Origin of the sequence: Bacillus sp. BS3(2021) (genome assembly GCF_021043345.1) — a bacterium.
GTDB lineage: Bacteria > Bacillota > Bacilli > Bacillales > Bacillaceae > Bacillus > Bacillus paralicheniformis.
In genome coordinates, this window is the sequence record NZ_JAJNDM010000001.1 from 646,752 (window position 1) to 661,396 (window position 14,645).

17 protein-coding genes are annotated in these 14,645 nt (G+C 48.1%); 13 read left to right on the forward strand and 4 right to left on the reverse strand.

The genetic code is table 11. The features are described from left to right. Positions 1 to 16: 16 nt before the first annotated feature. Together LQ247_RS03120 and LQ247_RS03125 are read right to left on the reverse strand one after the other, a co-directional pair. The gene (locus LQ247_RS03120) at positions 17 to 1,576 is read right to left on the reverse strand and encodes an MFS transporter (protein WP_331000497.1); all 1,560 of its coding nucleotides are present in this window, start codon (positions 1,574 to 1,576) and stop codon (positions 17 to 19) included. A 139-nt stretch (positions 1,577 to 1,715) separates the two neighbouring features. After that, a complete protein-coding gene (locus LQ247_RS03125; RefSeq protein ID WP_020453079.1) occupies positions 1,716 to 2,195 on the reverse strand; it encodes a MarR family transcriptional regulator in 480 nt (159 codons plus the stop codon). A gap of 196 nt (positions 2,196 to 2,391) precedes the next feature. Here LQ247_RS03125 and hprK point away from each other — a divergent pair, with 196 nt between their 5' ends. From hprK to LQ247_RS03150, 5 genes are read left to right on the forward strand one after another with little or no spacing between them, the layout of a single operon-like run. Continuing rightward, a complete protein-coding gene (hprK, locus tag LQ247_RS03130) occupies positions 2,392 to 3,324 on the forward strand; it encodes an HPr(Ser) kinase/phosphatase (RefSeq protein ID WP_020453078.1) in 933 nt (310 codons plus the stop codon). Between the two features lie 11 nt (positions 3,325 to 3,335). Continuing rightward, positions 3,336 to 4,148, forward strand: a complete 813-nt coding sequence (gene lgt, locus LQ247_RS03135) for a prolipoprotein diacylglyceryl transferase (protein ID WP_020453077.1) — start codon at positions 3,336 to 3,338, stop codon at positions 4,146 to 4,148. Positions 4,149 to 4,172: 24 nt separating this feature from the next. Beyond that, the gene (locus tag LQ247_RS03140; RefSeq protein WP_231005558.1) at positions 4,173 to 5,120 is read left to right on the forward strand and encodes a nucleoside recognition domain-containing protein; all 948 of its coding nucleotides are present in this window, start codon (positions 4,173 to 4,175) and stop codon (positions 5,118 to 5,120) included. Beyond that, the gene (ppaX, locus tag LQ247_RS03145) at positions 5,110 to 5,757 is read left to right on the forward strand and encodes a pyrophosphatase PpaX (protein ID WP_105979681.1); all 648 of its coding nucleotides are present in this window, start codon (positions 5,110 to 5,112) and stop codon (positions 5,755 to 5,757) included. The genes LQ247_RS03140 and ppaX overlap by 11 nt, the downstream gene beginning before the upstream one ends. After that, entirely contained in the window at positions 5,754 to 6,272 is a 519-nt protein-coding gene (locus LQ247_RS03150; protein WP_105979683.1) for an acyltransferase, read from the forward strand. The genes ppaX and LQ247_RS03150 overlap by 4 nt, the downstream gene beginning before the upstream one ends. A gap of 29 nt (positions 6,273 to 6,301) precedes the next feature. Here LQ247_RS03150 and LQ247_RS03155 read toward each other — a convergent pair whose 3' ends face one another. Together LQ247_RS03155 and LQ247_RS03160 are read right to left on the reverse strand one after the other, a co-directional pair. Further along, on the reverse strand, positions 6,302 to 6,970 hold the full coding sequence (locus tag LQ247_RS03155) for a pectate lyase (RefSeq protein ID WP_020453073.1): 669 nt from the start codon (positions 6,968 to 6,970) through the stop codon (positions 6,302 to 6,304). A gap of 279 nt (positions 6,971 to 7,249) precedes the next feature. Further along, positions 7,250 to 7,975, reverse strand: a complete 726-nt coding sequence (locus LQ247_RS03160) for a C39 family peptidase (protein ID WP_023856363.1) — start codon at positions 7,973 to 7,975, stop codon at positions 7,250 to 7,252. A gap of 232 nt (positions 7,976 to 8,207) precedes the next feature. On the opposite strand from LQ247_RS03160, the gene LQ247_RS03165 reads away from it, so the two are divergent. From LQ247_RS03165 to hisIE, 8 genes are read left to right on the forward strand one after another with little or no spacing between them, the layout of a single operon-like run. Further along, the gene (locus LQ247_RS03165; RefSeq protein WP_023856362.1) at positions 8,208 to 9,383 is read left to right on the forward strand and encodes an ATP phosphoribosyltransferase regulatory subunit; all 1,176 of its coding nucleotides are present in this window, start codon (positions 8,208 to 8,210) and stop codon (positions 9,381 to 9,383) included. Continuing rightward, positions 9,376 to 10,017: an ATP phosphoribosyltransferase gene (gene hisG / locus LQ247_RS03170; RefSeq protein WP_023856361.1), complete on the forward strand. Its 642-nt coding sequence runs from the start codon at positions 9,376 to 9,378 to the stop codon at positions 10,015 to 10,017. The genes LQ247_RS03165 and hisG overlap by 8 nt, the downstream gene beginning before the upstream one ends. Next, positions 10,014 to 11,294, forward strand: a complete 1,281-nt coding sequence (gene hisD, locus LQ247_RS03175) for a histidinol dehydrogenase (RefSeq protein WP_145654566.1) — start codon at positions 10,014 to 10,016, stop codon at positions 11,292 to 11,294. The genes hisG and hisD overlap by 4 nt, the downstream gene beginning before the upstream one ends. Then, on the forward strand, positions 11,294 to 11,878 hold the full coding sequence (gene hisB, locus LQ247_RS03180; protein WP_231005559.1) for an imidazoleglycerol-phosphate dehydratase HisB: 585 nt from the start codon (positions 11,294 to 11,296) through the stop codon (positions 11,876 to 11,878). The genes hisD and hisB overlap by 1 nt, the downstream gene beginning before the upstream one ends. Then, positions 11,879 to 12,517 (forward strand): imidazole glycerol phosphate synthase subunit HisH, encoded by a 639-nt coding sequence (gene hisH / locus LQ247_RS03185; protein ID WP_039073040.1) that lies wholly within the window; start codon positions 11,879 to 11,881, stop codon positions 12,515 to 12,517. Continuing rightward, entirely contained in the window at positions 12,514 to 13,251 is a 738-nt protein-coding gene (gene hisA, locus LQ247_RS03190) for a 1-(5-phosphoribosyl)-5-[(5-phosphoribosylamino)methylideneamino]imidazole-4-carboxamide isomerase (protein ID WP_101561430.1), read from the forward strand. Before hisH ends, hisA begins: the two co-directional genes overlap by 4 nt. Further along, positions 13,248 to 14,006, forward strand: coding sequence for an imidazole glycerol phosphate synthase subunit HisF (gene hisF, locus LQ247_RS03195; RefSeq protein ID WP_023856356.1), 759 nt, complete (start codon positions 13,248 to 13,250; stop codon positions 14,004 to 14,006). The genes hisA and hisF overlap by 4 nt, the downstream gene beginning before the upstream one ends. Continuing rightward, complete coding sequence (hisIE, locus tag LQ247_RS03200) at positions 14,003 to 14,635, forward strand: bifunctional phosphoribosyl-AMP cyclohydrolase/phosphoribosyl-ATP diphosphatase HisIE (RefSeq protein WP_231005560.1); 633 nt, start codon at positions 14,003 to 14,005, stop codon at positions 14,633 to 14,635. The genes hisF and hisIE overlap by 4 nt, the downstream gene beginning before the upstream one ends. Positions 14,636 to 14,645 lie beyond the last annotated feature (10 nt).

Genomic DNA, 14,645 nt, shown 5'->3' on the forward strand with positions numbered 1-14,645 from the left:
GGGGAGCAAATGCTTTTTAGTTTGTCACATCTTTTTTCAGACGGGTTGCCGTGTCGGTTTGTTTTTTTCTGTAAAGCGATAAAATGCTGACAGAAGCGATGACGGCAAGGGAAAGGACGGCGGCTGTGAAGTAGAGGTTAAAAAACCCCGTTCCTACACTTTCATGGATCGCTTCGCTTATAATGTCCTTGACTTTTGGGTCGGGAAGCTGGCTGAGTGATTCGTTCAGACGTGCTACGTCCGACTCACCGCCTGTAAATTCTTTTATCGGCATCCCTGCATCATTCAGTTTTTGTTTGATATGTGTGCCGATATTTTCGTAGCCGGCCGTTATATATCCTGCATACAAAGCGGGCGCCAAGGTCATTCCCATCTGCCTGACGAGTGATAATGTGCCGAGCGCTGTCCCGTAATCCTGTTTTGCTGCCTCTGATACAAGCATATTTAACGGCGCGCCTAACAGAAAACCAAAACCGACCCCTGCGATAATGCTTGCCAAAACAAATTCCCACTTCTCTGTCACCCAGACGGATAAGAGTAAAAACCCGGCGAACGAAATGATTCCCGAGAGCCATGCTGCCTTTACCGGTCCTTTCCGATCGGCGAGCATTCCGCCGAGCCCTGCTCCTATTCCTGAAGCCAGCGCCAGAGGCGTCATCCAATACCCCGCTTTTTCAGGAGCGACATGCAAATATTGTTCCGCATATGCAGGAATGAAAATAACGGCTGCCAAGAGTCCGCCGGATAAAAATCCGATAAAAAGCGTCCATTGAAACACCTTGTTTTTTAATAAGCTGTAGGCAAGTATCGGGTCGCCGCCTTTCAGTTCTATGCGTTTTTCATAAAAGATGAGTCCTGCAAACAGCGCGCAGCCGATCAGAAGAAAACAATAAACCTTTGGATCGGACAGGACGGCAGACATGTGCTGTCCGTTTATATTCGTTATTCCGTACATCACAGCTAAAATCGCAAGAGACAGCAGCACAGTTCCGGCCAGATCGAGCGGCTTCTGTGTTCCGCCTTTTGTTTCTTTCTTCAATGGAATGCTTAGAATGATCAGGACTGCGGCAATCGGAAGGTTGATCAAAAACAGCCAGTGCCAGCTTCCGGTCATATCCAAAATAAAGCTGCCGATATTTGGACCGAGCACTGCCGCGATGCCGTTCATCGCACCTAAAAGCCCCAGTGCGGTTCCCTGTTTTTCTTTAGGCAGCGCAGTGAGAATATGCGAGCTTCCGATAATAAAGATTCCGCCGCCGCCAAGCGACTGAATCAGCCTTGCCAATAAAAACATCGGGAAGTTTTGGCTCAATGCAACCAGCAGCGAACCGGCGCCAAACAGCAAGACTTCGATGATAAACAGCTTTTTGCGTCCATACCGGTCAGACAGCTTTCCGACGATCGGGACGCTGACTGCCAAACCGAGCGTATAAAGTGTGATGCCCCAAGCTCCCCATGAGGGGGATACTTGAAAAGAATCGTTGATTGTCGTCAACGCGGCTGAAATGATGCCATTGTCTAAAGCAGCCATAAACACGCCGATCGTAAATAATAATACGGCCCACTTTTGGTTCACACCATATATCCTCCTTTTTTATTAATTCAAAATGAATAATACACTTTGAGTGAACTATTTTAATCATCCTTAAAAAAACACATTTTGTCAAAAGAAATTTTTCAACAAAAAAAGCTGCGCCGTTTTCCGGGCAGCTTGTCTATTCATCGTCAGCTTTTAACGCTTTTTCAAGAATGGTAAGGCCTTCATTCACTTTGGTTTTTTCCTGTTCGTTCAGTTTCTGGAGCGCCTTTTTGAGCTTTTCGTGGCCCTTTTTGTAAAGGCTTCGAAAAATCCCCTTTGCATCTTCGGTTAGTTCAACAACAATCGTTCTCCGATCTTGCTCGGAATGTGTTCTTTTGATGAAGTTCGCTTGTTCAAGGCGGCTGAGCAGTCCGGTCATATTTGAAAGGGAAGCGCCCATTTTTTCAGCGATTTCAGAGACTTTCAGTGTGCCGTGGTTGTTCAGAAGCATTAAAACCTTCATTTGCGGCATGCTGAGATCGAGCTTCATCCATTCGGAGACATCCCCCAGGCCGGCAGCGGTCAGTACTTTCATATAAAGAACCCATGTCTCTTTTTCTTCCGGGGTCAAAATGTCTTCGTTCAGCACGGTGGTATCATGGATATTGTATTTCAACGGTTCTTCACTTCCTTTTCGCGTTCCTCTTTACATACTACTGATTTTTCGCTTTGAAAGAAAGCCCAGGAAAAGAAGACTTCACCGAAGTGTCAAGGGGGGCCATTTTCAAAAAATGTTTTAGGTTCATTTTGAAAGTGATAGAATAAAGCTGAATGTCTAGTTCTTCATCTGAGAAGAGGAGGGTGCATCAATCGTGCCGAAAGTTCGAACAAAAGATGTGATGGATAAATTTAAGCTTGAGCTCATCAGCGGAGAAGAAGGGATCAACCGCCCGATTACGATGAGCGATTTATCAAGACCGGGCCTTGAAATGGCTGGTTATTTTACATACTATCCAAAAGAGAGGGTTCAGCTGCTTGGGAAGACCGAGATTACCTTTTTTGAAAAGCTTCCAGAGGAAGAAAAAAAGCAGCGGATGCTGTCGTTATGCACGGAAATTACACCGGCGATCATCCTTTCCCGTGATTTGCCGATTCCGCCTGAACTCATCGAGGCTTCCGAAGAAAACGGCGTGCCTGTGCTTCGATCCCCGTTAAAGACGACGCGCCTGACAAGCCGTCTGACGAATTTTCTTGAAAGCCAGCTGGCTCCGACAACTGCGATTCACGGCGTCCTCGTCGATGTTTACGGCGTCGGGGTGCTCATTATCGGAAAGAGCGGCGTTGGAAAAAGCGAAACGGCTTTGGAGCTTGTCAAAAGAGGCCATCGCCTTGTGGCGGATGACTGCGTTGAGATCAGACAGGAAGACCAGGATACATTGATCGGAAGCGCGCCTGAATTAATTGAGCATCTCCTGGAAATCAGAGGCCTTGGCATTATCAATGTCATGACGTTATTTGGCGCGGGGGCGGTCAGAAGCTTTAAGCGGATTACTCTTGTCATGAGTCTGGAGCTTTGGGAGCAAGGAAAGCAGTATGACCGCTTAGGGCTTGAAGAAGATACAATGAAAATTATTGATACAGACGTTCCGAAGCTGACAATTCCGGTTCGTCCGGGAAGAAATCTTGCCGTCATCATCGAAGTGGCCGCAATGAACTTCAGACTAAAGAGAATGGGTCTGAATGCCGCTGAGCAATTTACCCATAAGCTTGCGGATGTGATTGAAGATGGTGAGCTTGAAGAATAGGAGCTGACAATATGAATGAAACGATTGAACCTTTAAATCCGATTGCTTTTCACCTGGGGCCGATTGCTGTCCATTGGTACGGCATTATCATCGGCCTTGGCGCTTTGCTGGGCTTGTGGCTGGCGGTCAGGGAAGGCGAACGGAGGGGGCTGCATAAGGACACCTTTGTCGATTTGGTGCTTTTTGCGATCCCGATTGCGATTTTATGTGCAAGGGCATACTATGTCATTTTTCAATGGGGCTATTACAGTGAACACCCGGACCAGATTATTCAAATATGGAACGGCGGCCTTGCGATCCACGGCGGACTGATCGGCGCCGTACTGACGGGAATCATTTATGCGAAGGTCAAAGGGCTTTCGTTTTGGAAGCTGGCTGATATTGCTGCTCCAAGCATCCTGCTCGGTCAGGCGATCGGCCGCTGGGGAAACTTTATGAACCAGGAAGCGCACGGTGAGGCGGTGTCAAGAGCGTTTTTAGAAAACCTCCACCTGCCTGATTTTATCATCAATCAAATGTACATCGACGGGCAGTACTACCAGCCTACCTTTTTGTATGAATCGCTGTGGAGCTTCACGGGAGTCGTCGTTCTGCTTCTTTTAAGAAAAGCGAATTTAAAGCGAGGCGAGCTGTTCTTAATCTATGTCATTTGGTATTCGATGGGACGCTACTATATCGAAGGCCTGAGAACGGACAGTCTGATGCTGACGGCGAACCTTCGCATCGCCCAGGTGATTTCAATCGTCCTGATCCTCAGTGCGGCTGCGCTGATAGCCTACAGACGTTTCAAAGGGCGAGAGATTAAACGGTATCAGGAGATGTAGCGATTTTACAAAGGGGAGACAGCAATGAAGGGAACTTTAAAAGCCGGTGCTGTGGCGGGACTGAAAACGACGTGGACACTCGGAAAAGTGATTTTTCCTGTCACGCTGATTGTCAGCATGCTTCAGCACACACCGGTGATGGACTGGTTGATCAAACTGATCACGCCGGCGATGGGAATTTTCGGGTTGTCAGGGGAAGCGGCGATACCGCTTGTGCTCGGCAACATGCTGAACTTGTATGCCGGAATTGCGGGGATTTTAACGCTTGATTTGACAGTTAAAGAAGTGTTTATTTTAGCGGTGATGCTGTCGTTTTGCCACAATTTGATTATCGAATCGACCGTTGCATCAAGGGTCGGAATTAAAATATGGCTTATTTTGCTTGTGCGCATCGGCCTCGCCGTTTTTTCGGCCTTTATCATTAACCTTGTCTGGCACGGCGGTCAGGATGCGGCTAAATACGGCTTGATCTCTGCGAAAAGCACCGCTCCTTCCGGCTGGCTTGAAATTGCGCTTGAAGCCGTCACCAAGGCGGGTCTTGGTGTCCTTCAGCTTGCAGCCATCGTGATACCGCTGATGATCATCATTCAATATATGAGAGACCTTGGCTGGCTGCATACTTTTTCAAAGTGGTTTGCACCGCTGACGAGAATGCTCGGCATGAAAGAGAACACCTCAATGACGATGGTTGCCGGGCTGACGATCGGCCTTGCATATGGGGCCGGCGTTATGATCAAAGCGGTCGAAGAAGACGGCGTCAGCAAAAGAGATGTAACGCTCGCGTTTATTTTTCTCGTTGCCTGTCACGCGGTTGTGGAAGACACATTGGTATTTATCCCACTCGGCATTCCGGTCTGGCCTCTTTTGTTGATCAGGCTTGTAACCGCGATTCTGCTGACGATCGCGATTTCGCGCATCTGGAGAAAGCCGGGTTATTCCGTTCGCAGAAAGGAAGCTTTGTATGAAAGTTAATACGGTTTTATTTGATTTGGATGGAACGCTCATCAATACAAATGAGCTGATCATCGCCTCATTTTTGCACACGCTCGACCATTATGCACCGGGACGCTATAAACGGGAGGATGTCCTTGCTTTCATCGGACCTTCCCTTTATGAAACGTTCTCAAGCATTCAAAAGGATAAGGCTGAAGAAATGATCACCATGTACCGGACATTTAATCATCAGATGCATGATGAACTGGTAACCGAGTATGAGACGGTTTACGAGACGTTGGAAAGCCTCGCGGAAGAAGGGTATAAGCTCGGGATTGTCACGACAAAGCTGCGGGACACCGTTATCATGGGGCTTAAACTGACGGGGCTTGATGCCTTTTTCGAGACGGTTGTGACGCTGGATGACGTCAAGCAGCCGAAACCAGATCCCGAGCCTGTTTTGCTCGCCCTTTCCAAGCTTGGCAGCCGTCCGGAAGAAGCCATCATGATCGGTGATAATTACCACGATATATTAGCAGGGAAGAACGCCGGAACGAAAACAGCAGGCGTTGCGTGGACGATTAAAGGAGAAGAAAGCCTGGCTAAACACGAGCCTGATTTTATGCTCCAGCAAATGAGCGATCTCCTTCGCATTCTTGAGGTGGAGAAAGCTTGAGAAAAACGAAGCGCTATCCGGTGTCCGGCGCCAATTCCTTATGGCACATCTATCAGACGGTTCCATTTTTTAAAGTGGTCAAAAACTTTATCGTCATTCAGGCAGCGCGCTATACGCCGTTTCTTGGGATGAAAAATTGGATGTACCGGACGTTTTTGCGGATGAAAATCGGAGAGAAATGCTCATTTGCTTTAATGGTCATGCCGGATATCATGTTTCCTGAAAAGATCTCCGTCGGGCGTAACACCGTGATCGGCTACAATACGACCATTTTGGCGCACGAGTATTTAATAAAAGAATATCGGCTCGGCGAGGTTGTCATCGGCGATGAAGTCATGATCGGAGCCAATACGACGATCCTTCCAGGCGTCGAAATCGGAGACGGCGCCGTCATTTCCGCCGGTACGCTCGTTCATAAAGATGTGCCTCCGGGCGCTTTTGTCGGCGGCAATCCGATGCGGCTGATCTATACAAAAGAAGAAATGGAAAAAAGGTTGGAGCCCCCCGCTGAATAAAGAACGGGGGCCTTTATTTGCAATCAAAGTTAAAATTCATGATTGTTCCTTTCCGTAATATGCTTCACACCGATCCACTTCTTTCCGACTTTTGAGTACCTTGTATTTGTCATCGTAACGGAACTTGTACTGCTGTCGGTTCTGAAGATGGCCTCTTTCATGTTTGTAATCGTGCAGTTATCAATATTGACCACTGCCTTAAATGTCGAGCCTCCGAGCTGGCGAATGAATTTGCCTCCTTGATCCGCAGTGAAATTTTTCACGGTAAATGTACTCGCTTTATTAATCTGAAAGATTTTGTCCGCGGCAAGCCGGGCTGATCCTCCGTTAATCGTGACATTTCCTTCGCTTTTGACAGTCAGGGCATCTTCGCCGACATCTTCCCAAACAACATTGCTTATAGAAGCGTTACCATAAGTGTGAACACCGTCAGCAGCAGGAGCGCCAAGCACGACGTTTTTGAGCGTTGCGCCATTCTCCACTTTGAAAATCGGTTTTTGATCTTCGCGCTGGCTTCCGTCCCCCAGCTCCGGACCTGCAATCAGCCGCTTGCCTTTCCCGTCATACGTTTGTCCTTTTTCGACTACGATCGTTTTGTGAACGACCTCGGCGGCCGAGGCTTTTTCGGGCAGAGCCTGTCCAAACCCGCAGACGAGCAAACCTGACAAAATAACCGTACCTGCTAATCTCTTCATCATTTTCATCCTCCTCATGAAATATTGTTCAAAACAGATTTGTCTCCCTTAGATGAAAGCAATTTCTAGACCTTTTGCAATAAGATGAGACACCTATTTCGGTACTATCATATATGCGAGCTTGCTGAAAAGTAAACAAATAATTTGAATATTATGAAAAAACAGTAAATTGAACACGTGCAATGAGGTTTTTTTCTGTATTTTGGATGTGATGAAAGGGTAAAGAGGCTTATTTTAATAGGGGTTGAAAGAACTAAAAAAGGCAGGGGTTAATCTGCCTTTTTAAGCGGCGATCACGATCGCCTGACTGCCCATTTGTGTCCATGATTTCTCAAAATTTTCTCTGTCTGTTTTTCTGTTTTTATATCCGTACGGATCATTCAAATAAACGTAATCCTCATCATAGCCTGTCACGGCAACACTGTGAACGCTGTACGTCACATCGATTTTACCTGACGGCGTATTCCATGTTTCCATATCGTTGACTGGACTGAAATGAACAGTGGTGATAACCCAAACCGGTCTTCCTTGATTCAGCTGTTCATATATTTTCTCCGGCTCACTTCCCGTCAAATCGACAGCTTTAGTACCTGCGTATGAATAGGCCAAATCGTAAATCGGGCCATGGTAGACACTCAGTCCGGGTCCGTTTTCCATATCTCCCACAAAGCCGTCGTTAGGATTTCCCTTTAAGCCGCTTTCATAGTGCAGAGGCACTCTTTTCACCTCATTGGCAAGCTCATTTTTTGTGACATGATATCCGCTGTAGTTTAAGATCATCGCCAGGCTGGCGACTTCACAGCCGTTATAAAGCTTCGGCGAGTCCATTTGGTTGATTAGCGGGACGTCTAGCGGCTGATGTACTTCTTTATTGTCAGCAGCATTCTTATGGCTGCTGTGCAGCATTTCTGCTAACGGGCTTAACGCATCTTTAGAAAACAGTATAAGAACGGCGGTCATAAGAGCTGCTACGAAAAAAATAAAAAAAAGAGTTTTGAAAAATTTCATTCTGAGTCTCCTGTCTTCCCTTTGCTGGTTTGGTTAAGGCAAAGATTTGCAATTGTTTATATTATAACATCAAGATGTTCATTACATAAAAGTTATCATTTCCCATACGGTCCGGAGTCTATTTTAAGAGCGGCTGTTGATTTTGATTCTTTTATCTGTTAGCATATTATCATATTAGCGAACTAAAGGATTCGGAATTTTCCTTCAAACAGTTATGGGGGTGCAAGTGTAGATGTTTATGTTTGAAAAACCGCATGGCATGCGGGATACGCTGCCTGTGCTTTACGAAACGAAGAAAAAGGTGCGCTCTTCATTAACAGAGGTGATGGCTTTGTGGGGGTATCAGTTCATGGAGACACCGGCCCTTGAATTTTATGATACGGTCGGTGTGCAGTCGGCCATATTGGATCAGCAGTTGTTTAAACTCCTTGATCAGGAGGGGCAGACGCTCGTGTTAAGACCTGATATGACGGCTCCGATCGCAAGGGTGGCGGCCTCAAAGCTTCATAAAGATGATCACCCGCTTAGAGTGGGCTATGCTGCAAATGTGTTCAGGGCACAGGAGCGTGAAGGCGGGCGTGCCGCCGAATTTGAGCAAGTCGGCGTCGAACTGATCGGCGATGGATCTACAAGCGCTGACGCAGAAGTGATTGCACTCGTCATTTTTTCGCTTAAAAATGCCGGCCTGACTTCATTTAAAATCTCGATCGGCCATGTCGGAATTTCAGATGCTCTGTTTGTGGAGGTTTTAGGAAATGAAGAAAGGGCTCATGTCCTGCGGCGCTATTTATACGAAAAGAACTATGTCGGCTACCGGGAGCATGTAAAATCCCTCAATTTATCCTCAATTGATAAAAGCAGGCTGCTCGAGCTTTTGGAGCTGAGAGGCGGTATTGAAACGTGCGGCAAGGCGGCATCGATCATCGATTCTGAAAAAGGAAAACGCGCGGTTTCAGAACTGAAGACGCTTTGGGAGACACTCGGCGACTATGGTTGCACGGACGACATTAAGCTTGATTTAGGCATGGTCAGCCATATGAGCTACTATACGGGTGTTTTGTTTGAAATCTATGCTGAAAACGTCGGCTTTCCGATCGGAAACGGTGGCAGATACGACCAGCTTCTCGGCCGCTTCGACTCACCCGCTCCGGCAACCGGTTTCGGCATCAGGACTGACAGGCTGCTAGAAGCATTGAAGCCGGCGGAAGAGCAAGAAAAAATCGATGTCGTCATCTTCAGCACGGAACAAAGAAAAGAGGCGATCAAATTTGCCGAAGAAGAGCGAAGAAAGGGCAAAAAAGTCGTTATACAGGACTTAGCGGGAATCGGAGATATTGACCAAATGACAAAGTCTTTTCAAAACGTGACCTATTTTATCGGGGCCAGAAAGGAAGAGAAGCATGGGTAAGGAATTGACGATTGCGATGCCGAAAGGGCGGATATTTGAAGAAGCTGCCGATATGCTTCGAAAAGCAGGCTATCAGCTCCCTGAAGAATTCGATGATTCGAGAAAACTGATCATTCAGGTGCCTGAAGAGAACCTTCGCTTTATCCTCGCCAAGCCGATGGATGTCACAACATATGTCGAGCACGGGGTGGCCGATGTCGGAATCGCCGGCAAAGATGTGCTGCTGGAAGAAGAACGCGATGTCTACGAGGTTCTTGATTTAAACATCAGCAAATGCCGTCTTGCCGTAGCCGGCCTGCCAGAGACGGCGGCCGACAACGTTGCGCCCCGGGTTGCGACCAAGTATCCAAATGTCGCGTCAAGCTACTTCAGGGAGCAGGGAGAACAAGTGGAAATCATCAAGCTCAACGGTTCGATTGAACTCGCTCCCTTGATCGGACTTGCCGGCCGAATCGTTGATATCGTATCAACAGGACAGACTTTAAGGGAAAACGGGCTGGTTGAAACCGAAAAAATTTGCGACATCACGTCACGTTTCATCGTAAATCCTGTCAGCTACCGAATGAAAGACGCAGTCATCGATGAAATGGCTTCAAAACTTTCTCTTATTGTGGAAGGGGAAAAAGTAAAATGAAGATCAAAACCATCAGCGGAAATACGTCGGTTTCCCTAAAGCGCACTATTGACGCCGGAACGGAAGAGCAAAGAAAAGCGGTCCGCGGCATTATCGATGAAGTGAAAAAGTACGGGAATTCAGCTGTTTCCGCATTCACAAGACAATTTGACGGAGCGGATGTGGCCGACTTTCGCGTTTCTGAAGAGGAAATCAAGGAAGCATACATCACGCTCAATGAACGTGATCTCGAGATTATTCGGGCGGCGATTTTTAACATTAAAGAATATCATGAGCGGCAGCTCGCATCATCATGGTTTTACCACCGCAAGGACGGAACGATGCTCGGCCAGAAAATCACGCCCCTTGATTCAGCGGGAGTGTACGTGCCCGGCGGAACGGCTGCTTACCCATCATCCGTTCTGATGAATGTTATTCCGGCGCTTGTTGCCGGTGTCGATCGCATCGTCCTTGCCTCACCTCCGGGAAAAGACGGCAAATTGTCGGCGGGAGTGCTGGCAGCTGCCGCTGAGCTTGGCGTCACAGAGATTTACAAAATGGGCGGTGCTCAGGCGATTGCCGCATTGGCTTACGGAACAGAAACCATTTCCCCCGTCGATAAAATCACAGGACCTGGAAATATTTACGTCGCCTTGGCTAAACGGGAAGTATTCGGCCAGGTTGATATTGATATGATCGCGGGCCCAAGTGAAATCGCCATTCTCGCTGACAGTACGGCAAATCACCGGGAAATCGCTGCTGATCTACTTTCACAGGCTGAGCATGATGCGATGGCAGCGAGCATTCTTGTCACCGACTCAAAGCCGCTTGCCGAATCTGTTTTAAAAGAGGTTTACGAACAGCTCGAACATCTTCCAAGAAAAGAGATTACACGGCAGTCGATTGACAACCACGGTTTGATCTATGTTACAAAGACGATGCATGAAGCTGTTTCCGTCATCAATGAGCTCGCTCCTGAACATTTGGAAATTTTAACAGCTCAGCCTGACGCCCTGCTCGGACAGATCAAACACGCGGGAGCCATTTTCCTGGGCCGCTACAGTTCAGAGCCGGTGGGAGATTATTTTGCGGGCCCTAATCATGTTCTGCCGACTAACGGCACAGCCAGATTTTCAAGCCCGCTAAATGTGACCGACTTCCAAAAGCGCTCCAGCATCATTTCCTACAGCAGGGATGCATTCCGCGAGAATGCCGAGAGCATTGCGGCCTTTGCAAGATTGGAAGGACTTGAAGCCCATGCAAGAGCAATTGAATCCAGAAACCGGGAGGAAGACTGATGAGAAAAGCCGAACGGGCAAGAAAAACCAATGAAACTGATATTAAATTATCCTTTCATATTGACGGAGAAGGGAAAGCGGATATTCAAACGGATGTCCCGTTTATGACGCATATGCTCGATTTATTTACAAAACACGGGCAGTTTGACCTTTCAGTTGAAGCGAAAGGCGATGTTGAAATCGACGACCACCATACGACGGAAGATATCGGAATTTGTCTCGGACAGGCGCTTTTGGAAGCGCTCGGAGATAAACAAGGAATCAAACGCTACGGTTCGAGCATAGTGCCGATGGATGAAGCGCTCGCCCAGGTTGCGATTGATCTGAGCAACAGGCCGCACCTCGAGTTCAGAGCCGAATTCCCGAGCCAGAAAGTCGGAACCTTTGATACAGAGCTTGTCCATGAATTTTTGTGGAAGTTTGCGCTGGAAGCGCGAATGAATCTTCATGTCATCGTTCATTACGGTACGAATACTCACCACATGATCGAGGCGATTTTTAAAGCGCTGGGACGTGCGCTTGATGAAGCGACATTGATCGATCCGCGGGTCAAAGGAATTCCGTCAACGAAAGGAATGCTGTAAATGATCGGTGTCATAGATTACGGAATGGGAAACCTGTACAGCGTCTCTAAAGCGCTTGAACGGATCGATGCCCCTTATTTCGTCTCCGAGCATCCGGATGAACTTAAGAAAGCGGACAGCTATATCCTTCCGGGAGTCGGCGCTTTTCGGGATGCGATGGAGACTTTAAGCCAGACCGGCCTGAAAACATTTATTCAAGATGCCGTAAGTGAAGGAAAACCTCTTCTCGGCATATGCCTCGGTATGCAGCTGTTATTTGAAGAAAGCGAAGAACGCGGGGCGTCAAAAGGACTCGGCCTTTTGAAAGGAAAAATCGTTAAACTGAAAGACCGTGACCAAGCGGGAGATCGCTTAAAAGTGCCTCACATGGGCTGGAATCTTCTCACGGTCCACCGCGACTCTCCGCTTTTACCAAAGACGAAAGAAGGGTATGCGTATTTCGTTCATTCGTATTATGTCTGCGGAATCGAAGAGGAAGCTTTGCTTGCCAGCGCCGAATACGGTGTGCGTGTGCCTGCTGTCGTCGGTTTTGGCAATGTATACGGCGCCCAGTTCCATCCGGAAAAAAGCAGTGCGGTCGGCATGTCGATTTTAAAGCGTTTCAAGCAGCTTACACAAGAACAGAAGGTGAAAAAATGAGCGAGTTTACTGTATACCCTGCCATTGACATGAGAAACGGCAAATGCGTCAGGCTCATCCAGGGAGATTACGAAAAAGAAACGATTTACGGTCATTCCCCTCTGGATATGGCTTCCCGGTTTGCTGAAGCGGGGGCAGACTGGATTCATCTTGTCGATTTGGACGGGGCAAGAGAAGGCAAAAAAGTGAACGACAGACACGTCATAAACATTGCTGATGAACTCAACGTTAAAGTGCAAGTCGGCGGCGGCATCAGAACCGAAAAAGACGTATATGACTACTTGTCGCAAGGTGTTGAAAGGGTGATCTTAGGCAGCTCGGCCGTATCAAATCCCGAGTTTGTCAAAAACATGCTGAAAGCTTACGGCCGGCATATCGCAATCGGTCTTGACGCAAGAGACGGATTTGTTTCGACTGAAGGATGGCTTGAGACCTCCTCCGTTAGAGCGGAAGAGCTTGGCCGCGAGCTTGCGAATGAAGGTGCGGAAGTTTTTATCTTTACCGACATTGCGACTGACGGAATGCTGTCAGGACCGAATATCAGCAGTACAGTGGAGCTTGCCAGGGCAACCGGCAAACAAGTCATTGCCTCCGGCGGTGTCAGCTCTCTCGCCGATCTTGAGGCGCTCGCTTCCCGGACTGTGGAAGGCGTCTCTGGCGCCATTGTCGGAAAAGCGCTGTATACCAATCAATTTACCGTGGCTGAAGCGCTTGAAAGGGTGGCGGCAAAGTGATCACAAAACGAATTATCCCGTGTTTGGACGTAAAAGACGGCCGCGTTGTCAAAGGTGTGCAGTTTGTTGAATTGAAAGATGCCGGCGATCCCGTTGAGCTGGCTGAAGTATATGATCGTGAAGGCGCCGATGAGCTTGTTTTTCTCGATATCTCGGCATCCCACGAGGGGAGAAAAACGATGGTTGACGTCGTTGAAAGAGTGGCGGCCAAGCTGGCGATCCCGTTTACCGTCGGCGGCGGCATCAATCGTTTGGATGATATGAAAACGATCCTGCGGGCCGGCGCCGACAAAGTTTCCGTTAATACGGCTGCCGTTCTCCGTCCGGAGCTGATAACGGAAGGCGCTGACTTTTTCGGTTCTCAATGCATTGTCGTCGCGATTGATGCAAAATTTGATCCGGAAGCTGATCAGTATTATGTTTATACACACGGCGGACGTAAAAAGACGGACCTTGAGGCCGTCTCATGGGCGAAGGAAGCCGTTCAGCGGGGAGCCGGTGAAATCCTGCTGACAAGCATGGATGCAGACGGAGAAAAGAACGGATTTGACTGCAGGCTCACAAAGCTTGTGTCAGAAGCTGTTTCAGTCCCGGTCATTGCATCCGGAGGCGCAGGTCATGCGGGCCACATGTATGATGCATTTGCAGAAGGGCGGGCGGACGCGGCTCTTGCCGCATCTATCTTTCATTACAAAGAAACATCTGTAAAAGAAGTAAAAGCTTATTTAAAAGAGCGCGGGGTGAATGTAAGATGATCAAGGCAGACGAGTTGACATTTAATGAAGCCGGCTTGATCCCGGCGATAGTCCAGGATGCAGCGAGCAAGGAAGTGCTGACACTTGCTTATATGAACAAAGAATCGTTTGAAAAAACGCTGGAAACGAAGGAGATATGGTTTTTCAGTAGATCGCGAGGAGAGCTCTGGCATAAGGGAGCGACGTCAGGAAACATTCAGCGTGTGATAGACATCAGGCTTGACTGTGATCAGGATGCGCTCATCGTGCTGGTCGAACCGGCGGGACCGGCCTGTCATACAGGAAGCTATAGCTGTTTTTCGCCCGGCGAACATATCAGACAGACTGATGGCGGCCGCTTTGACATCATCAATGAACTTGAAACGGTGATTGCCAAACGGCAGGCTGAAATGCCTGAAGGCGCATATACGACATATTTGTTCCGTGAAGGCGTTGACAAGATTTTGAAGAAGGTTGGCGAAGAAGCGGCGGAAGTCATTATTGCTGCAAAAAACCGGGATTCTGAAGAGCTGAAATGGGAAGCGGCTGACCTTCTTTACCATCTCCTCGTTTTGTTGAGGGAGCAGTCCCTGCCGCTTGATGATGTGCTTGGCGTCCTGAAAGAGCGCCATGAAGGCTCTGAATCATAAGCGCATTGCT

Coding starts and splice junctions, on each gene's coding strand:
- lgt (WP_020453077.1), top strand. CDS start 3,336: ATGAATGAAACGATTGAACCTTTAAATCCGATTGCTTTTCACCTGGGG.
- LQ247_RS03140 (WP_231005558.1), top strand. CDS start 4,173: ATGAAGGGAACTTTAAAAGCCGGTGCTGTGGCGGGACTGAAAACGACG.
- ppaX (WP_105979681.1), top strand. CDS start 5,110: ATGAAAGTTAATACGGTTTTATTTGATTTGGATGGAACGCTCATCAAT.
- LQ247_RS03155 (WP_020453073.1), bottom strand. CDS start 6,970: ATGATGAAGAGATTAGCAGGTACGGTTATTTTGTCAGGTTTGCTCGTC.
- LQ247_RS03160 (WP_023856363.1), bottom strand. CDS start 7,975: ATGAAATTTTTCAAAACTCTTTTTTTTATTTTTTTCGTAGCAGCTCTT.
- LQ247_RS03165 (WP_023856362.1), top strand. CDS start 8,208: ATGTTTATGTTTGAAAAACCGCATGGCATGCGGGATACGCTGCCTGTG.
- hisG (WP_023856361.1), top strand. CDS start 9,376: ATGGGTAAGGAATTGACGATTGCGATGCCGAAAGGGCGGATATTTGAA.
- hisD (WP_145654566.1), top strand. CDS start 10,014: ATGAAGATCAAAACCATCAGCGGAAATACGTCGGTTTCCCTAAAGCGC.
- hisB (WP_231005559.1), top strand. CDS start 11,294: ATGAGAAAAGCCGAACGGGCAAGAAAAACCAATGAAACTGATATTAAA.
- hisH (WP_039073040.1), top strand. CDS start 11,879: ATGATCGGTGTCATAGATTACGGAATGGGAAACCTGTACAGCGTCTCT.
- hisA (WP_101561430.1), top strand. CDS start 12,514: ATGAGCGAGTTTACTGTATACCCTGCCATTGACATGAGAAACGGCAAA.
- hisIE (WP_231005560.1), top strand. CDS start 14,003: ATGATCAAGGCAGACGAGTTGACATTTAATGAAGCCGGCTTGATCCCG.